Source organism: Endozoicomonas sp. PH6C (assembly GCF_059322965.1).
On the sequence record NZ_CP185342.1, the window covers coordinates 3,269,410 to 3,290,128 of the forward strand.

The window sequence follows — 20,719 nt, forward strand, 5'->3', positions numbered from 1 at the left end:
AATAAAATTTTGTTGGTTTTACTTATCAACCTGTTATGAACTTCCGAGCAAAAATCGAATCTAAATCCAAGTATCGACTATAGCGCCCCTTGCTTATCAAGGATGAAATACTCACTTTCAAGGAACAAAACATGAATAAAATAGACAATAGCTCCATCGTTCAAGGCCCTCTCTCGCCACTACCCAAACGAGCTCGATTGGAAACATCAGCGGTTACAAGGGCAGGAAGGAGCATCACAGTATCTGGTATGGAAGAAAAGGAAAAACCTTCATTATCAGTTATATCCCCGTCATCATCTGCCATGACTTTTCACGATTTGGAGCCTCGGGATATCCTCAGTTCAGAACCGGTTTGCACCCCCCTTCCCGAGACTGTCATGGATTATAACGCTCTGGCAAAAGACTGGTATCGTCGGTTCTCTCCAGCACAACAGTGTCAACTAAGCACTGCCATCAAAACAAAAGACGATAATCAACTCCGTGATTGGTTAGAGTCGTTCTCGAATGACCAGGCGTTGGTAGAGTCACTCACAAATCTCAATCGCGAGGATAGTTGTTTCCCTGCCCGGTTATATTACACCAAAACCAGGCTGATGTCCGAATGTAAAACATTTAATTTGCTGACAAAAGCCACCATTCAAGGAAAAAAACGTATCGCCTCAGCCGCGATCAGTTCTGACGGTCGCTATCTGCTTGCTGTCAATTACGCCAATAAGGCAAAAATTTACCGCCACATGACTGATGGATCATGGGAAAAAGTAACCACCATTTCCCATAAAAGCTTTGTCTACTCAGCTATTTTCAGCCTCGACGGGAAGCATGTGTTGACCGCCAGCCGGGATGGCACAGCGAAAATATATAGTTTGGGGTACGAAGAAGCATGGAAACTGGATGAATCATGGCAACCAAAAGCCATCATTTCCCATGATGCCCCGGTTCTATCAGCCAACTTTAGCGCCGATAGCCAACATGTGATAACCAACAGTTCGGATGGAAAGGTGCAAATCCATAGCCAGATAGACGATGGATCATGGCAATTGACAGCCACATTTTCCCATAATGATGGTGTCGAATCGGCCAGCTTCAGCCCTGATAGCCGCTATGCAGTCACCGCCAGTTGGGATAGTACGGCGAAAATCCTTGCCCGGAAGACCGATGGATCATGGGAAGAAGAAGCCATCATTGACCATGAGAGTAGTGTCTTATCGGCCACCTTCAGCCCTGATAACCGCCATCTCGTGACCACCAGTAGTGATTGCACTGCAAAAATCCATAGCCGCAAAGACAATGGTTCATGGGAATTAACCGCCATACTACTCCATGATGGTATTGTCGAATCAGCCACCTTCAGTCCCGACTGCCGTCATTTGGTGACTGTCGGCTATGATGGCACAGTGAACATCTACGCCCGGAAAGACAATGGATCATTGCTAAAAAAAGCCATCATTCACCATAAGGATCGCGCCAGGTCAGCCGCCTTCAGCCTTGATGGCCTCCATTTCGTGACCGCCAGTGATGATGGCACGGCGAAAATCATGGGTCTGCTGCCCGATGGGTCATGGGTAGAAAAAGCCTGCATTTCCCATGATGGCTATGTTCTATCAGCCAGCATTAGCGACGATGGCAGTCATGTGCTGACCGCTGGCGGCCACATGGTGAAAATCACTGAACTAAAGCGGAGTGATTTATTGCCTGCCCCACCCCTTTCTCAGCGTAGCTGTACAATCGTGTGATTTTTCTTACTCAACGGGGGTGGTCAGTGACTGACGCCATTCTGCCCCTGTTGAAAGAAACAAAACTTGTCAGCTGTACTTCACAACATTTCATGAACTTTCATTCTAAAACTGACTCTAAGCAGCTGGATCAATATTGAACGTCGTTGCTCATTGAGGATACGTACCTGCTTTCAGAGAAAAAAATATGAATGGAATAGACAATAACCCCAGAATTGAAGTTTCACACTCGCCTCCCAAGCGAGCTCATTTGCAAACACCAGAGGGTAACCATGCAGACAGGAGAGTCAGGGTACCTGACCAGAAAATAAAGGATAAACCTTCATTGCAGGCTTTAACCGAATTACCACTTTCTATGATTTTTTCCTATTTGGAGCTTAGGGATATCCGCAGCGTAGAACTTACCTGTACCTTTCTTCACAAGGCTGTCAAAGAGGATAAGGCTCTGGCAAAAGCCTGGTATCGTCGGTTTCCTTCAGCACAGCAGTATCAACTAAGGGCAGCCATCAAAACAAAAGATGCTACTCAACTCCGTGATTGGTTAGAGTCGTTCACGAATAATCAGGCATTGTTGAAGTCACTCACAGACCTCAACCCGGTGGGGGCTTGTGTGCCTGCTCAGTTATATTTCACCAAAGCCAGGCTGATGTCCGAATATAAAATATTTAATTTGGTGAGAAAAGATACCATTCACGTAGATGAATCTGTCGACACAGCCGCCCTCAGTGTCGATGGCCGCCATCTGTTAATCGCCAATTTCGAATATACAGCAAAAATCTACCGCCGCATGGCTGATGAATCATGGGAAACAAACACCATCATTCCCCATGGAAGAAGGGTCAGCTCAGCTATTTTCAGCCCCGATGAGGAGCATGTGTTAACCGCCAGTTGGGATGGCACAGCGAAAATATACCGTTTGGGGGGCGATGGATCATGGTCAGAAAAAGCCTGCATTTTCCATAATGACTCGGTTCTGGCAGCCAGCTTTAGCAGCAATGGCCGCCATGTGATAACCAACAGTTCGGACAGAACGGCGCAAATCCATAGCCGGATGGACGATGGATCATGGCAATTGACGGCCACATTTTTCCATAATGAAGCTGTTTACTCAGGCAACTTGAGCCCCGATGGCCACAATGTAGCCACCGCCAGTTGGGACAAAACAGTGAAAATCCATCGCCAGAAAACCGATGGATCATGGGAAGAAGCAGCCTTCACTTTTAACCATCAGAATCGTGTCAGGTCAGCCACCTTCAGCCCTGATGGCCGCCACCTGGTGACTGCCAGCGAAGATGGCACGGCGAAAATCATTAGTCAGCAGCCCGATGGCTCATGGTTAGAAATAACCTGTATTTCCCATGATAACACGGTTCTATCAGCCACCTTCAGCCCCGATAACCACCATGTGGTCACCACCAGTTGGGATAAGACAGTGAAAATCCATCGCCAAAAAAACAATGGATCATGGGTAATAAAAGCCACCTTTAAACATGATGATCCTGTCAGCTCAGCGGCCTTCAGCCCTGATGGCCGCCATTTGGTGACCGCCAGTAATGATGGCACAGCGAAAATCATTGGTCTGCAGCGCGATGGGTCATGGTTAGAAAAAGCCCGCATTTCCCATAGATACCGGATTATGTCAGCCAGTTTTAGCGACGATGGCAGTCATGTGGTGACCGCTGGTGACGACAAGGTGATAATCACTGAACTACAGTGGAGTGATTTATTGCCTGCTGCCCCACCCCTTCTTCAGCGTATCTGTACCATCTTGTGATTTTTCTTACTCAACAGGGGTGGTCAGTGAGTAACACGATTCGGCCTGACAAGATTTCATGAACTTTCATTCTAAAACCGACTCTAAGCAGCTGAATCAATACTGAACGTCGTTGCTCATCGAGGTTAGCCACCTGCTTTAAGAGAAAAAAATATGAATGAAACAGATAATAACTCCAGAATTGTAATTTCACTCTCGCCACCTGAGCAAGTTCATTTGCAATCGCCAGAGGGTAACCATGCAGATAGGAGCATCAAGGTACCTGACCAGAAAATAGAGGAAAAACCTTCATTGCAGGTTTTATCTTCAATACCACTTTCTGTGATTTTTTCCTATTTGGAGTTTAGAGATATCCGCAGCATAGAACTTACCTGTACCTACCTTCGCAAGGCTGTCAAAGAAGATAACGCTCTGGCAAAAGCCTGGTATCGCCGGTTTCCTTCAGCACAGCAGTATCAACTAAGGACAGCCATCAAAACAAAAGATGCTAGTCAACTTCGCGATTGGTTAGAGTCATTCACCAATGATCAGGCGTTGTTGAAGTCACTCACAGACCTCAACCCGGTGGGGGTTAGTGTGCCTGCTCAGTTATATTTCACCAGAGCCAGGCTGATGTCCGAATGTAAAATATTTAATTTGGTGAGAAAAGACACCATTCACGAAAATAAATCTGTCAGCTCAGCTGCCCTCAGTGTCGATGGTCGCCATCTGTTAATCGCGAGTCTCGATTATACAGCAAAAATCTACCGCCGCACGGCTGATGGATCATGGGAAACAAACACCATCATTCCCCATCAAGACCAGCTCAACTCTGCTATTTTCAGCCCCGATGGGGAGCAAGTGTTAACCGCCAGTGAGGATGACACAGCGAAAATATACCGTTTAGGGTGCGATGGGTCATGGTTAGAAAAAGCCTGCATTTCCCATGATAACTCGGTTCTGACAGCCAGCTTTAGCGCCGATGGCCGCCGTGTGATAACCAACAGTTTGGATGGAACGGCGCAAATCCATAGCCGGAAGGACGATGGATCATGGCAATTGACAGCCACATTTTCCCATAATGATGGTGCGGTTTACTCAGGTAACTTCAGCCCCGATGGCCACCATGTGGTCACCGCCAGTTGGGATAATACAGCGAAAATCCATCGCCAGAAAGCTGATGGATCATGGGAAGAAGCAGTCTTCACTTTTTACCATCAGAATCGTGTCATGTCAGCCACCTTCAGCCCTGATGGCCGCGATCTGGTGACCGCCAGCAACGATGGCACAGCGAAAATCATTAGTCAGCAGCCCGATGACTCATGGTTAGAAATAGCCTGCATTTCCCATGATAAACAGGTACTTTCAGCCACCTTCAGCCCCGACTGTCGTCATTTGGTGACCTCCGGCGCTGATTGCAGAGTGAAAATCTACTGCCAGCGAGACAATAGATCATGGGCAGAAAAAGCCATCTTTTACCATGAGGAGAGTGTCAGGTCAGCGGCCTTCAGCCCTGATAGCCGCCATTTGGTGACCGCCAGTGATGATGGCACAGCGAAAATCATTGGCCTGCAGCGCGATGGGTCATGGGTAGAAAAAGCCTGTATTTTCCACAGATACTGGCTTAAATCAGCCAGCTTTAGCGACGATGGCAGCCATGTGGTGACCGTTGGTGACGACACAGTGATAATCACTGAACTACAGTGGAGTAATTTATTGCCTGCTGCCCCACCCCTTCTTCAGCGTATCTGTACCATCTTGTGATTTTTCTTACTCAAGAGGGTGTCGCAAAACTTCAACAGCTCGTTCTCACGCTCTGAAGTCGTCATTCCCGCGAAGGCGGGAATCCAGCGCCAACAGTGGATCTCTGCCTTCTCGGGGATGACAAGGCCAGGGGGGCACCGGGCAGTATGGTTCTGGTGGTGAGTCAGTGTGGATTCCCGCTTTCGCGGGAATGACGAGAATGAAGCCGGGAATGACGAGAATGAAGCCGGAAATGACGAGAATGAAGCCGGGAATGACGAGAATGAAGCCGGGAATGACGGGATTAGCTGCACTTCACCAGATGTCATGAACTTTCATTCTAAAACCAACTCTAAGCAGCTGGATGAATATTGAACATCGTTGCTCATTGAGGATAGCTACCTGCTTTCAGAGAAAAAAATATGAATGGAACAGATAATAACGCCAGAACTCAAGCTTTACTCTTGCCACCTAAGCGAGCTCATTTGCAAAAACCAGAGGGTACCCATGCAGACAGGAGCGTCAGGATACCTGACCAGAAAATAAAGGATAAACCTTCATTACAGGCTATATCCTCATTATCACTTTCCATGATTTTTTCCTATTTGGAGCTTAGAGATATCCGCAGCGTAGAACTTACCTGTACCTTTCTTCGCAAGGCTGTCAAACAGGATAACGCTCTGGCAAAAGCCTGGTACCGTCGGTTTCCTTCAGCACAGCAGTATCAACTAAGGGCAGCTATCAAAACAAAAGATGCTTCTCAACTCCGTAATTGGTTAAAGTCGTTCACGAATAATCAGGCGTTGTTGAAGTCACTCACAAACCTCAACCCGGCCAGGGCTTTTGTGCCTGCTCAGTTATATTTCACCAGAGCCAGGCTGATGTCCGGATATAAAATATTTAATTGGATGAGAAAAGACACCATTTACGAAAATAAATCTGTCAACTCAGCCGCCCTCAGTGTCGATGGCCGCCATCTGTTAACCATCAGTCTTGACAATACAGCAAAAATCTACCGCCACATGGCTGATGGATCATGGCAAACAAATACCATCATTCCCCATCAAAGCCGGGTCAACTCAGCTATTTTCAGCCACGATGGGGAGCGTGTGTTGACCGCCAGTCGGGATGGTACAGCAAAAATATACCGTTTGGGGTGCGATGGGTCATGGTCAGAAAAAGCCTGCTTTTCCCACGATATCCCGGTTATATCAGCCAGCTTTAGCACCGATGATCGCCATGTAATAACCAACAGTTCGGATGGAACGGCGCAACTCCTTAGCCGAAAGGACGATGGATCATGGCAATTGACAGCCACATTTTCCCATAATGATGCGGTTTCCTCAGGTAACTTCAGCCCCGATGGCCACCTTCTGGTCACCGCCAGTCGGGATAAGACGGCAAAAATCCATCGCCAGAATACCGATGGATCATGGGAAAAAAACGCCTTCATTTTTTATCATCAACTACCTGTCAATTCAGCCACCTTCAGCCCTGATGGCCGCCATCTGGTGACCGCCAGCGACGATTGGACGGCAAAAATCATTAGTCAGAATCCTGATGGCTCATGGGTAGAAAAAGCCTGCATTTCCCATAGAGACCGGGTTACATCAGCGAGCTTCAGCCCCGACTGCCGTCATCTGGTGACCACCGGCAGTGATTGCAGAGTGAAAATCTACGGCCGGAAAAACAGTGGATCATGGGTAGAAAAAACCATCTTTCACCATAAGGATCGTGTCAGGTCAGCGGCCTTCAGCCCTGATGGCCGCCATTTGGTGACCGCCAGTGATGATTTCACGGCGAAAATCATTGGCCAGCTGTCCGATGGGTCATGGGTAGAAAAAGCCTGTATTTCCCACAGATACTGGCTTAAATCAGCCAGCTTTAGCGACGATGGCAGCCACGTGGTGACTGCTGGTGGCAACAGGGTGATAATCACTGAACTACAGAGGAGTAACTTATTGCCTGCTGCCCCAACCCTTTTTCAGCGTGTCTGTATAACCATGTGATTTTTCTTACTCAACAAGGGTGGTCAGTGAGTGACGCCATTCTGCCTGTGTTGAAAGATAGAAATTATTAACCATTGTCCGGAATCAGAGTCCTGTTTTTGTTAGTTGAACTAAACAACATGTCATGAACTTTCCCTCTAAATCCGATTCTAACTACCTGAATCAATATTGGACGTCTTTGCCAATCAGGGATAAGGAAATAAAACATGCATGGAATAGATAATAAATCGAGCACCGATGGTTCACACTCCCCACCACCCGGGCAAGTTCGTTTGCAAACACCAAAGGTTATCTGCGCAGGCAGGAGCGTCACTGAACCCGACAAGGAAATCGAGAATAAACCTTCATTGCAGGGTTTATCTTCATTATCACTTGCCATGATTTTTTCTCATTTGAAGTTTCGGGATGTTAGCAGCTTAACAAAAGTATGTACCCGCTTTCGCGACCTTATCAACGAAGATAACACTCTGGCAAAAGCCTGGTATCGACAGTTTTCTTCACCACACCAGTATCAACTCAGGAAAACCATCAATACAAAAAATGGGAATCAACTCCGTGCCTGGTTGCAGTCATTTACTAATGATGAGGCGGTACTGACGTCGTTCAAAGATTGCAAACCTGAGAGTGTTTATTTACCTGCACGGTTATATTTCACCAAGACTAAGCTGATGTCCGAGTGTAAAACCTTTAAATTGGTTAATAAAGCCACCATCAAGGAAGACATGGCTATCGAAACAGCTCTCCTCAGTGTTGACGGCCGCCATATGGTAACCGTCGCTGAAGACCCAAGAGAAAGAACGCCGCAAATCTACGTTTATAAGACTGACGGATCATGGGAAAATATAACCACCATTCCCCATGAGGACTGGGTCAACTCAGTTATTTTTAACCTCAATGGTGACCGTGTGTTGACCGCCTGTGGCGATGGCACAGTGAAAATCTATGACAAGGAGGCTGATGGGTCATGGAAACATAAAGCGACCCTGGCAAATAATCGTCATGCATTAAGCCTCATTGTCGATGAGCGCCATGTGTTGACTACCAGCAGGGACGGAACGACGATGATCCATGGCCTGAAAGACGATGGATCATGGGAATTACCAACCACCCTTTCCCATAATGCACGTATCGAATCAGCCGCCCTCAGCGCCGATGGCTGCCACCTGGTCACAGCGGGTTTTGATTACACAGCAAAAATACACAGTCAGAAGACCGATGGATCATGGGAAGTGAAAGGTATCATTCCCCATGAAAGTATCGTCTACACGGGCAACTTCAGCCCGGACAGTCACTATATCGTGACCGCCAGCCGCGATTTCACAGCGAAAATCTACGGCAGGCAGGCCGATGGATCATGGCTGCCAGAAATCACCATTGAACACGATTGTGCTGTCTGGTCAGCCACCTTCAGTCCCGATGGCCGTTACGTGCTCACTGCCAGTAACGACTGCACGGTGAAAATCTATTACCTGAACGCTGATGAAAAATGGATAAAAAAAGCCACCTTTAACCATGACGATGGGGTCAATTCAGCCAGCTTCAGCCCTGATAGCCGCCATCTGGTCACTGCCAGCAGGGACGGAACGGCGAAAATCATCGGCCAGAACGACGATGGATCATGGTCAGAAAAAGCCAGAATTTACCACAAAGGCAACGTCTTATATGCTACCTTCAGCGCCGATGGCAGCCGTGTGATTACTGCCGGCAGGGACTGTGAGGTGCAAATCACTGAACTACGGATGAATGATTCATTACCTGCTGTCATTGTCTGACATCTTTCTGCGCAGGCGAAAAGACAGAAACTTTGTTAGTTGCACTTAACAAAATGTTTTGAACTTATCATTCCGAAACAGTTTCTAACCTGAATGATTAACTTTCGAACGTCTCTATTGGACGAAGATAATTCCAAATTTTTCAGGAGTCAGACATGCACGGAATAGATAATAATCCCCTCGTTGAAGGTCCGGTCTCGCCACCAAAGCTAGCTCGACTGGCAACACCAGCGAATGACAGCGCGGGCAGGAGCGTCACTGTAGTTGGCGAGGAAAAAAAGCAAAGACCATCACTACTGTCTTTACCCTCACTTTCCATGATTTTTCGCTGTTTGCAGCTTAGAGATATTTACAATACAGGACTGACATGCAAGCACCTCCAAACCGCTGTCAAAGACGACAACGCTCTGGCAAAAGCCTGGTATCGCCAGTTTTCTTCAGCACACCAGCGTCAACTAAGCACGTCCATCAATGCAAAAGACAGTCATCAAATTCGTGATTGGTTGAACCTCTTTACCGAGGATGAGGCGTTAGTCGAGCCATTGGCAAATCTCAGACTGGAGAGCGTTTATTCGCCTGCGTTGTTATATTTCAACAGAGCCCGGCTAATGTCTCAATATGAAACATTTAATCTGAATACAGAAGCCACTATTCACGAAAATAGTTTGATCAAGTCAGCCGCTCTGAGCGTCGATGGCCGTCATCTTGTGACCGCCAGTGATAAATATAAGGCGACTATCTATGACCAGAAGAGTGTTGGATCATGGTTAAAAAAAACCAGCATTCCCAATCACTGCAGGGTCAAATCACCCATGTTCAGCCCTGATGGCCAGCATTTGCTAACAATCAGCAGCGATTACACGGCGAAAATATATAGCCTGGGGTCCGATGAATCATGGGCATTATCAACCACCCTCACCCTGCGCGATGATGGTTGTGTCCAATCAGCCGCTTTCAGCACCGATGGCTGCCATGTGATAACTGCCTTTTGGAATTACACAGCGAAAATCCATAGCCGGATGGACGATGGATCATGGGCAGAAACAGCCAGCCTTTCCCGAGGTTATATCGAACCAGAAAAACGCATAACCGACGACGTCAATAAGATATCTGCCACCTTCAGCACCGATGGCAGCCATTTGGTAATCGTTTGGGGGAATCATAGAGCGAACATCCATGGTCAGAAGGCCGATGGATCATGGGAATTAGAAGGTGTCATTTCCCATGAAAACAGCATCAATTCAGCCAGTTTCAGCCCCGATGGCCGCTATGTAGTGACTGCCAGCGATGACAAAGAGGCGAAAATCTTTGGCAGGGATAGCAATGGATTCTGGGTAGAAATAGCTACCATTCACCACGAGGGTTCTGTCAACTCAGCTACCTTCAGCCCCGATAGCCGCCATTTGGTGACTGCCAGTAATGATCGCACGGTGAAAATCTATTACCTGAACGCTCATGAAAAATGGCAAGAAAAAACCGTCATTAAACATTCCAGAGCTGTGCATTCAGCCACCTTCAGCCCTGATGGCTGCCATCTGGTGACCGGCAGCAAAGATTGGACGGCGAAAATCATTAGTCAGGCGAACGATGGGTCATGGTCAGAAAGAGCCAGCGTTACCCATGGCAACTTGGTTATGACAGCCAACTTTAGCGCCGATAATCGCTATGTGGTAACCGCCAGTTGGGATAGAACAGTGCAAATTAATGAACTGCAGAGAAATAATTGAATGCTGTTCACTGAGAGACGCCATTCGGCAATTAACCAGCTCAATGGTAATTGCTAATCAAGATAAATACTCAGTCTCTGGGAACAAATCATGAATGGGATAGGTAATAACTCCAGCATTGAAGGCTTACATTCACAACCTGAACGAGTTCAATCAAGAACAGATGCGGCTAGCCGTGCAGGCAGAACAATCTCTCTGGCTGACACAGGAAAAAATGAAAAACCTTCACTGCAGCATTTATCCTTATTATCTCTTTCCAGAGTTTTTCGTTATTTGAAGCTTAGGGATATTTGCAGTTTACAACAGGTATGTATCCACCTTCGCGATCTTGTCAAACAGGATAACGCTCTGGCAAAAGCCTGGTATCGCCGGTTTCCTTCACCCCATCAGCATCAACTGAGCATGACCATCAGCAGAAAAAATGACTATCAGCTCCGTGATTGGTTGCAGTCGTTTACGAATGACAAAGAGTTAGTCAATTCACTCGTGGGGCGACGGGAGAGTGTTTATTTTCCTGCTCTGTTGTATTTCACCAAGGCTAAGCTGATGTCTCATTATGAAAGGTTTAAGTTGGTAACAAACTCCACCATTAAGGAAAATGAAACTATCAACTCAGCCGCCCTCAGTGCCGATGGCCGCCATCTGGCCACCGCCAGTAGAATGGTGAGAATCTACGGCAAGGAGGGCAATGGATCATGGGTACAACAGGGCCTTATTCCACACAACGGTGACCTCAACTCAGTCAGTTTCAGCCCCGATGGTCAGCATCTGGTGACTGCCAGTTATGATGGCACGGCGAAAATATATGGTCTGGAGTACGATAAATCATGGACAAAAAAAGCCATCATTACCAATGAGTATTCGGTGCGATCAGCCACCTTCAGTGCCGATAGCCGCCATGTGTTGACCGCCAGTTGGGACATGACAGCGAAAATCCATAGCCGGAAGGACGATGGATCATGGCAATTAACAGCCACCTTCTCCCATGATGGTTTGGTCCAATCAGCTGCCTTCAGCGCCGATGGCCGCCATGTAGTCACCGCCAGTTGGGATTACACAGCGAAAATCCATAGCCAGAATACCGATGGATCGTGGAAAGTAGAAGCCATCATTGACCATAATGACATTGTCAATTCAGTCAGCTTCAGTCCCGATAACCGCTATGTGGTCACTGCCAGCAGGGATCACACCGCGAAAGTCTGTGGCAAGAACGACAAAGGTTCATGGGAAGTAAAGACCGTCATTGACCACAAGGATCATGTCAACACAGCTAACTTCAGCCCGGATAGCCTTCATGTAGTCACTGCCAGCGAAGATGACACAGTGAAAATTTACGGCAGAAAAGCCGATGGCTCATGGGAAAGAAAAGCCATCTTTTATCATAGGGCCTGGGTCACATCGGCCATCTTCAGCCCTGATGGCCGACATATTGTGACTGCCAGCGGTGACGCAACGGCCAAAATCATTGCTCAGAGAGCCGATGGCTCATGGATAGAAATAGCCAGCATTGCCCATTTTAGCTGGATAAAATCAGCGACTTTTAACGACGATGGCCATCGTGTGATCACCGCCGGTTGGGATGCCAGCGTGAGAATCACTGAACTGCTTTGGTATCATTCGTTGTCTGCTGTCACCAAAAGACACCCTCCTGCATGCACCGAAAGAAACTTTGTCAGTTGCACTTAACAAGCTGTTATGAACTTTCGTTCCGAAACTGTCTCCAACTAAATAAATGATTTTTAACCGTTCTTGTTAATCAAGAATAAATATCAACCTTGTGGGAAACAGTCATGCATGGAATAAATAATAATCCCGGTATTAAACCTCGACTAAAGCGAGCCCGAGATCGATTGTTAGCACTAGTGGGTAGGAATGCGGGTAGGTCCGTCACTCTAGCCGATAAGAAAATAAGGCAACAATCTTCATTGCTGGCTTTATCCTCAGATACACTATCCATGATTTTTTGCCATTTGGAACTTCGGGATATTCGCAGTTTACAAAAGGTATGTGTCCGCCTTCGTGACCTTATCAAAACAGATAACACTCTGGCAAAAGCCTGGTTTAGCCAGTTTTCATTACCACACCAGAAGCAACTGAGGATGACCATTAATGCAAAAGACAAGGATCAACTCCGTGCCTGGCTTGAGTCGTTTTCTAGTGACCAGGCGTTACTCAATTCGCTCACAGATTGTCGGCCAGAAAGTGTTAATTTAACTGATCTGTTATTTTTCACCAGGGCAGAGCTGATGTCTAAATGTGAAAGCTATGAACTGGTCACTAAAGCCACCTTTGATAAAACTTATCATGCCAACTCAGCCATCGACACTCCTGATCACCTGCCGATAGCATTCCTCGCTAAAGTGTATTCAGCCGCCCTCAGTGCTGATGGCCGCTATCTGGTTACCGCCAATGGAGACTATAGGGTAAAAATCTACGCCCGCAATGCGGATGGAATATGGGAAATAAACACCACTATTCCCCATGAAAACCGGGTCGAGTCAGTCATTTTTAGCCCCGATAGTCAACATTTACTCACCATCTGTTTGAATTACACGGCGAAGATATGTGCTCTGGGGTGCGATGGGTCATGGGAACCAAAAACCACCATTCTCCATAGTGGACGCATCAAATCAGCCGCCTTCAGCACCAATAGTCGACATGTGGTGACCGCCAGTTGGGATTGCACTGCGAAAATCTATAGCCTGAAGGATGATGGATCATGGCAATATACAGCCATCCTTCCCCATTGGTCTTGTGTCTATTCAGCCAATTTCAGCACTGATGACTGCCACTTGGTAACGAGCTGTCACGATAAAACGGTGAAAATTCATAGCCTGGGGGCTGATGGATTATCATGGCAAGAAAAAGACTCCATTCCCCATAAAGGTATTGTCATATCAGCCAGGTTCAGCCCCAATGGCCGCTATCTGGTCACCGCCAGTAGGGATTGCAAGGCAAGAATCTTTATCAAGAAGGCCGACGGATCATGGAAAAAAATTACCACCATTCAACACACTGGAATCGTCAACACAGCCACTTTCAGCCCCGATGGCCGCCATGTAGCCACTGCCAGCTACGATGGCACGGTGAAAATCTACGCTCGAAAAGCCGATGGCTTTTGGGAAGAGAAAGCCACCTTTTCTCATAGGTTGGGCCTTATCAGCGACCTTCAGTCCTGACGGTCGCCATCTGGTGACTGCCAGCAGAGACAAAACAGTGAAAATCATCGCTCAGCAGGATGACGGGTCATGGTTAGAAAAAGCCACCATTACCCATGATGGCAAGATCTCATCGGCCGCCTTTAGCACCGATTGCAGCCAGGTGATCACAGCCAGTGAGGATGGCACAGTGATTATCACTGAACTACGAAAGAATCGTTCATTGCCTGCTGTCACTGAGTGACAGCCTCTTGCATGTGTCGAAAGAAATTTTGTTAGTTGCACTTAACAACCTGTTATGAACTTTCATTCTGAAAATGTCTCCAACTGACGTAAGTACCTAACCAGATACTTATTAATTTTTTAAACGTTCTTGTTGATCGGAGATAAATAGCACTTGCAGGAACCAGAGATGCAAAGAATAAATAACAATCCCGGTATTAAACCACCACTAACGCAAGATCAATCGCTGGCACTAACGGGTAACCATGGGTACAGGTCCATCACTGTAACTGATAAGAAAAAAAAAACAGTTTCATTGCAGGATTTAGCCTCAGATACACTGTCCTTGATTTTTTGCCATTTAAAACTTCGGGATATTCACAGTTTACAAAAGGTGTGTACCCGCCTTCGCGACGTCATTAAAGAAGATAAGGCTCTGGTCAAAGCCTGGTATCGCCAGTTTTCTTTACCACACCAGCAGCAACTGGGGATGAGCATCAAGACAAAAAACAAGCATCAACTCCGTGCGTGGCTTAGTTCGTTTTCGAATGACAAGGCATTAGTCAAGTCACTCACAAATCGCCGGCCGAAGAGTGTTTATTCAGCCGGTCTGTTATTTTTCACCAGGGCTAAGCTGATGTCTGAATGTGAAACGTTTAAATTATTGACTAAAGCCACCATTGATAAAACGTATAAAGTCGGCTCAGCCAGCAGCACTGAGGAATGCAACCGTTTAGCGGGCCTCAATCAAGTCAACTCAATCGACCTCAGTGCCGATGGCCAGTATCTGGTCACCGCCAATGGCGACAAAACAGCGAAAATATTCGGCCAAAAGCCCGATGGAACCTGGGAAAAAACAACCACCCTTTGCCATGACGCCTGGGTCGAGTTAGCCATTTTCAGCCCCGATAGTCAGCATTTAGTCACCGTCAGTTTGAATGGAAAGGCGAGGATATATGATCTGGGGTGCCATCAATCATGGCAACCAAACACCATCATTCGCCATGATGGTCTCATCAATTCAGCCAGCTTCAGCAGCGATTGCCGACATCTGGTGACCGCCAGTTCCGATAACACAGCGAAAATCCATAGCCGGAAGGACGATGGATCATGGCAGTTAACAGCCATCCTTCCCCATAACTCTTCAGTCCGTTCAGCCACTTTCAGCACCAATGGCAGCCATTTGGTAACCGCCTGTAACGATAAGACAGCGAAAATCTATAGCCTGAGGGCTGATCGACCCTGGGAAGAAAAAGATGCCATTCCCCATGATGGTGCCGTCCTGTCAGCCAGCTTCAGTAGCGATGGTTGCTATGTGGTCAGCGCCAGTATGGATTACAAGGCGAAAATCTATGAGAAGAAAACCGATGGATCATGGCAGGAAAATACCATTATTCAACACACACAAACCGTCAACTCGGCCAGCTTCAGTCCCGATGGCCGCCATCTGGTGACTGCCAGCAACGACGGCACAGTGAAAATATATGGCCAAAAAACCGATGGTTTTTGGGAAGAAAAAGCCACCTTTTCCCATAAGAATTCGGTCTTATCAGCCACCTTCAGCCCTGATGGCCGCCATCTGGTGACTGCCAGCCATGACAAAACGGCGAAAATCATTGGTCAGCAGGATGATGGTTCCTGGTCAGAAAAAGCCTCCATTGCCCATGACGACTGGGTCTTATCGGCCAGCTTTAGCGCCGATGGCAGCCATGTGGTCACCGCCAGTTGGAATGGCATAGTGAAAATCACCGAACTACGGAGGAATGATTTATTGTCTGCTGTCACTGAGCGATATCCTCTTGCAAGGTGAGCGCTTAATCCTGGCAGCTCTCCGGCGAAGGCTTTTTGGCTGAGAGAATTGAGTTCAGAAAAGCGGGTCAGGCTGTTTTCTGCGGGAATGCCTGTATTTGATAAGGCACGAGAATGGCGTCCGCTAACTGAAGCTGCTTGCAAACAAGAGCGGCTTTGCCTGCAAACAAGGGGCATTTTGTGCCCACATTAAGTGAGAATAACTCAAATACCTTGCTGTACTTGCCCTACAAGTCATGCAGTTCTGTGTTCATGGCTTTAGCTCCAAGGCTTTTACCAGTTCTTTGGCGAGCCTGATATCCCGCTTCTGGGAAGCCTTGTCACCACCGCAGAGCAGGATAATGAGTTCGTCTGTGCAAGTGTGCAGGGAGGCCGGTTTTCACGGCACTGTTTCATGTTACTGGTAAAGTAAAACTATATCGATGAGCGAAGCGCAGTGACATGACCCATATGCGCTACGGTGTGTAATAGATGGAAAACCGCCAATGTGCTACGGTGTCATTATCTTGTAACACATAAGGACACAACCATGAGCGAGGCAACTTTTACCTTCCGGGTCGATGACGCTTTGAAAAGCCAGTTTGCCCAAGCGGCCAAATCTAGCGACCGTAGTGGGGCGCAACTTCTCCGTGATTTCATGCGGGATTTTGTCCGGCAGCAGCAGGAAGCAGCAGAGCATGACGCATGGTTTCGGCGCGAAGTTCAGGCAGGCATAGACTCGGCCAATGCGGGCGAGCTAATAGTCGCTGAGGACGTGGAAGCCGAAGCTGCCGCATGGCGAGCAGAAACGCAGCGCAAACTGTTAGGCTCTGGCTCGTGAGGCTGGTCTGGACCAAACCGGCCAGCCTCGACCGAAAAGATATCCGGGAATACATCGCCCAGGATAACCCGGCCGCTGCCCTCGCCCTCGATGAGTTGATATCGGAAAAGGTTTCGCGGCTGGTCGATCACCCTGGCCTTGGTCGCCCTGGGCGTGTTGCGGGAACGCGAGAGTAGTGTCTGAAAAAACGATCGTTTTGTTAAACGTGCAAAATATGTGCTGCAACAGCGAGAATATCCTGAAAAACAGTTAACTTTTCCCGTCTGCAAAATCAAAGCCTGATTTTCTCTTGCGTTGTTGATTATTCCAGACTGTCAGCATGAAGATTTGTCACGATTACGCGCCATGTACCTCCTTGATATCAAAGCAAGTGAAGTTTTGTTAGTTGCACTGACCAACCTGTTATGAACTTTCATTCTGAAATTGTCTCTGACTACTAAATAATTTTGAACCCTCCTTGTTGATCAAAGATAAATAACAACTTTGCAGGAACCCGTCATGCATGGAATAAATAATGATTCCGTTAATGAACCACCACTACCGCAAGTCGAAGCTCTATCGCTAACACCAACGGGTAACCATGCGGGCTGGTCCATTACAGTAACTGACAAGAAGAAGAAATCTTCATTTCAGGATTTAACCTCAGATACGCTGTCCCTGATTTTTCGGCATTTGAAACTTCGTGATATTCGCAGTTTAGAAAAGGTATGTACCCGCCTTCGCGACCTGATCAAAGAAGATAACGCTCTGGCAAAAGCCTGGTTTCGCCAGTTTTCTTCAGCACACCAGAATCAACTGAGGATGTCCATCAGCAGAAAAGACAAGGATCAACTCCGAGCCTGGTTTGAGTCGTTTACGAATGATCAGGCGTTACTCAAGTCTCTCACAGATTGCCAGCCCACAAGTGTTTATTCACCTGCTCTATTATTTTTCACCAGAGCAGAGCTGATGTCTCAATGTGAAACCTTTGAGTTAGTCACACAAGCCATCATTGATAAAACATATAAAGCAAACTCAGCCACACCCTTTGAGGTTCGCATGAATATGCAAGACCTCAATAGGGTCGACTCGGCCACCCTGAGTGCTGATGGCCGCTATCTGGTCACCGCCAATGGAGACAAAACGGCAAAAATCTACGGCCTCCAACCTGATGGAACATGGGAAAAAAAAGCCACCATTCCCCACGACGGACAGGTCAAATTAGCGATTTTCAGCCCCGATAGTCATCATCTAGCTACTGCCAGTATGAATGGCACGGCAAAGATAGTTGATTTGAGGTGCGATGAATCATGGGAACCAAACACCACCATTGTCCATGGTCGTGACATCAAATCAGTCGACTTCAGCACCGATAGCCGACATCTGGTGACCGCCAGTGAGGATGCGACAGCGAAAATCCATAGCCAGAAGGATGATGGATCATGGGAGTTAACAACCAACATTCCCCATAACGAGGTAGTCTGTTCAGCCACTTTCAGTGCCGATGGCTGCCATGTGATCACAGCCAGTCTCGATAAAACGACGAAAATTTACAGCCAAATGGACGACGGATCATGGGAACAAAAAGAGGTTTTTCCTCATACTGATGAAATCCTGTCAGCCACCTTCAGCGCCGATGGTCGCTATGTGGTCACCGCCAGTAAGGATTGCATTGCGAAAATCTATGAGAAGAAGTCCGATGGAGCATGGGAAATAAATACCACCATTCAACACGGGAAAGCTGTTAACTCGGCCACCTTCAGTCCCGATAGCCGTCATCTCGTGACTGCCAGCGACGATTGCACCGTGAAAATATGCGGCCGAAAAGCCAATGGCTTGTGGGCAGTAAAAGCCACCTTTGACCATAATCAATTTGTCTTATCAGCCACCTTCAGCCCTGATGGTCGCCATGTGGTGACTGTTTCTCTCTATCACACAAGGGCGAAAATCTTTGGTCAGCAGGATGATGGGACATGGTTAGAAAAAGCCAGCATTATACATAATTGCTGTATCTCATCGGCCACCTTTAGTGTCGATGGCAGCCTGGTAATCACATCCAATTTGAATGGCATAGTGAAAACCACTGAACTACGCAGGAATCATTTATTGCCTGCTGTCACTGAGTGAAAGCGTCCTGCATGTACCGAAAGAAATTTTGTTAGTTTCACTGACCAACCTGTTATGAACTTTCATTCTGAAATTGTCTCTGACTACTAAATAATTTTGAACCCTCCTTGTTGATCAAAGATAAACAGCAACTTTGCAGGAACCCGTCATGCATGGAATAAATAATGATTCCGTTAATGAACCACCACTACCGCAAGTCGAAGCTTTATCGCTAACACCAACGGGTAACCATGCGGGCTGGTCCATTACTGTCCCTGACAAGAAAAAAAAATCTTCATTTCAGGATTTAACCTCAGATACGCTGTCCCTGATTTTTCGTCATTTGAAACTTCGTGATATTCGCAGTTTACAAAAGGTATGTACCCGCCTTCGCGACCTTATCAAAGAAGATAACGCTCTGGCAAAAGCCTGGTTTCGCCAGTTTTCTTCAGCACACCAGAATCAACTGAAGATGGCCATCACCAGAAAAGACAAGAATCAACTACGAGCCTGGTTTGAGTCGTTTACGAATGATCAGGCATTACTCAAGTCTCTCACAGATCGCCAGCCGATGAGTGTTTATTCACCTGCTCTGCTATTTTTCACCAGGGCTGAGCTGATGTCTCAATGTGAAACCTTTGAATTAGTCACTACAGCCACCATTGACAAAACTTATAAAGCGAACGCAACCACCAGCACTGCCGATTTCGATCTCATGGAACATGCCAATAATGTCGAATCGGCCGACCTCAGTGCTGATGGCCGCTACCTGGCCACAGCCAATGGCGACAATACGGCAAAAATCTTCGGCCACAAGCCTGATGAAGCATGGGAAATAAAAACCATCATTCCTCATAGTAAAAAAGTCAAATCAGTGACTTTCAGCCCCGATAGTCACCATCTGCTTACAGTCAGTACAAATGACAGGGCGAGGATTTGTGACCTGGGATGCAATGGATCATGGCAACCAAACATCATCATTGTCCATGATTTTCTGATCAGTTCAGCCACCTTCAGCACCGATAGTCGTCATGTCGTGACCGCCAGTTTTGATAACACAGCGAAAATTCATAGCCAGAAAGATGATGGATCATGGGTGTTAACAGCCATCCTCACCCATAACAGACCTGTCTATTCAGCCATTTTCAGCACCGATGGCCGCCATGTGGTAACCGCCTGTAAGGATAAAACGGCGAAAATCCATAGCCAGAACAACGATAGATTATGGGAAGAAAAAGAGGTTTTTCCCCATAATAATACTGTCCTTTCAGCCACCTTCAGCCCCGATGGTCACTATGTGGTCACGGCCAGTCAGGATTGCAAAGCGAAAATCTATGAGAAGAAGTCCGATGGATCATGGGAAGAAAATTTCATCATTCGACACAGGCAACCTGTCATGTCAGCTTCCTTTAGCCCCGATGGCCGCCATGTAGCCACTGCCAGCAAAGATTTCACAGTAAAAATTTACGGCAGACAAGCCAATGGCTCATGGGAAGAAAAAGCCTCCTCTCTCCATGAGCTTTGGGCCTTATCAGCCACCTTCAGCCCGGATGGCCGCCACCTGGTAACAACGGCCATGTTTTGTAAAACGGCGAAAATCATTGGTCAGCAGGATGATGGTTCATGGTCAGAAAAAGCCAATATTGTCCATGATGACACTGTCTCATCGGCCACCTTTAGCGCTGATGGCAGCCAGGTAATCACATCCAGTGTGGATGGCATAGTGAAAATCACTGAACTACGGAGGAATCATTTATTGCCTGCTGTCACTGAGTGACACTATCTCTACAACACTATCCTGCACGTGCCGAAAGTTATTTTGTAAGTTTCACTGACCAACCTGTTTTGAACTTTCATTATGAAATTGTCTCTGACTGACTAGATAGTT

General features: G+C 47.1%; 15 protein-coding genes. All 15 read left to right on the plus strand.

Annotated elements, in window-relative coordinates; translation table 11 throughout:
- The first annotated feature begins 131 nt into the window (after nt 1-131).
- The 15 genes from ACOMG9_RS12225 to ACOMG9_RS12295 all read left to right on the plus strand — a co-directional run bounded on the left by ACOMG9_RS12225 (nt 132) and on the right by ACOMG9_RS12295 (nt 20,608).
- Nucleotides 132-1,733, plus strand: coding sequence for a WD40 repeat domain-containing protein (locus tag ACOMG9_RS12225; protein WP_448217099.1), 1,602 nt, complete (start codon nt 132-134; stop codon nt 1,731-1,733).
- A gap of 187 nt (nt 1,734-1,920) precedes the next feature.
- Complete coding sequence (locus tag ACOMG9_RS12230) at nt 1,921-3,507, plus strand: F-box/WD repeat-containing protein (protein ID WP_494530306.1); 1,587 nt, start codon at nt 1,921-1,923, stop codon at nt 3,505-3,507.
- Nucleotides 3,508-3,660: 153 nt separating this feature from the next.
- The gene (locus ACOMG9_RS12235; protein WP_448217103.1) at nt 3,661-5,250 is read left to right on the plus strand and encodes an F-box/WD repeat-containing protein; all 1,590 of its coding nucleotides are present in this window, start codon (nt 3,661-3,663) and stop codon (nt 5,248-5,250) included.
- A gap of 168 nt (nt 5,251-5,418) precedes the next feature.
- Complete coding sequence (locus tag ACOMG9_RS12240) at nt 5,419-5,604, plus strand: hypothetical protein (RefSeq protein ID WP_448217104.1); 186 nt, start codon at nt 5,419-5,421, stop codon at nt 5,602-5,604.
- Nucleotides 5,605-5,651: 47 nt separating this feature from the next.
- Complete coding sequence (locus ACOMG9_RS12245; RefSeq protein WP_448217105.1) at nt 5,652-7,238, plus strand: F-box/WD repeat-containing protein; 1,587 nt, start codon at nt 5,652-5,654, stop codon at nt 7,236-7,238.
- A 206-nt stretch (nt 7,239-7,444) separates the two neighbouring features.
- Nucleotides 7,445-9,010 (plus strand): F-box/WD repeat-containing protein, encoded by a 1,566-nt coding sequence (locus ACOMG9_RS12250; protein WP_448217106.1) that lies wholly within the window; start codon nt 7,445-7,447, stop codon nt 9,008-9,010.
- A 155-nt stretch (nt 9,011-9,165) separates the two neighbouring features.
- Nucleotides 9,166-10,737 carry a WD40 repeat domain-containing protein gene (locus ACOMG9_RS12255; RefSeq protein ID WP_448217107.1) on the plus strand — a complete coding sequence of 524 codons (1,572 nt, stop codon included), beginning with the start codon at nt 9,166-9,168 and terminating at the stop codon, nt 10,735-10,737.
- 90 nt (nt 10,738-10,827) lie between these two features.
- Nucleotides 10,828-12,423 carry an F-box/WD repeat-containing protein gene (locus ACOMG9_RS12260; protein WP_448217108.1) on the plus strand — a complete coding sequence of 532 codons (1,596 nt, stop codon included), beginning with the start codon at nt 10,828-10,830 and terminating at the stop codon, nt 12,421-12,423.
- Between the two features lie 104 nt (nt 12,424-12,527).
- A complete protein-coding gene (locus ACOMG9_RS12265) occupies nt 12,528-13,916 on the plus strand; it encodes an F-box/WD repeat-containing protein (protein ID WP_494530307.1) in 1,389 nt (462 codons plus the stop codon).
- On the plus strand, nt 13,849-14,139 hold the full coding sequence (locus ACOMG9_RS12270) for a WD40 repeat domain-containing protein (protein ID WP_494530308.1): 291 nt from the start codon (nt 13,849-13,851) through the stop codon (nt 14,137-14,139). The genes ACOMG9_RS12265 and ACOMG9_RS12270 overlap by 68 nt, the downstream gene beginning before the upstream one ends.
- Before the next feature lie 168 nt (nt 14,140-14,307).
- A complete protein-coding gene (locus ACOMG9_RS12275; RefSeq protein WP_494530309.1) occupies nt 14,308-15,927 on the plus strand; it encodes an F-box/WD repeat-containing protein in 1,620 nt (539 codons plus the stop codon).
- Between the two features lie 528 nt (nt 15,928-16,455).
- On the plus strand, nt 16,456-16,746 hold the full coding sequence (locus tag ACOMG9_RS12280; RefSeq protein WP_448217111.1) for a CopG family ribbon-helix-helix protein: 291 nt from the start codon (nt 16,456-16,458) through the stop codon (nt 16,744-16,746).
- Nucleotides 16,701-16,922, plus strand: coding sequence for a type II toxin-antitoxin system RelE/ParE family toxin (locus ACOMG9_RS12285; RefSeq protein WP_448217112.1), 222 nt, complete (start codon nt 16,701-16,703; stop codon nt 16,920-16,922). The genes ACOMG9_RS12280 and ACOMG9_RS12285 overlap by 46 nt, the downstream gene beginning before the upstream one ends.
- A 322-nt stretch (nt 16,923-17,244) precedes the next feature.
- Nucleotides 17,245-18,852, plus strand: a complete 1,608-nt coding sequence (locus tag ACOMG9_RS12290) for an F-box/WD repeat-containing protein (protein ID WP_448217113.1) — start codon at nt 17,245-17,247, stop codon at nt 18,850-18,852.
- Nucleotides 18,853-19,000: 148 nt separating this feature from the next.
- Entirely contained in the window at nt 19,001-20,608 is a 1,608-nt protein-coding gene (locus ACOMG9_RS12295; protein WP_494530310.1) for an F-box/WD repeat-containing protein, read from the plus strand.
- Nucleotides 20,609-20,719: the final 111 nt, after the last annotated feature.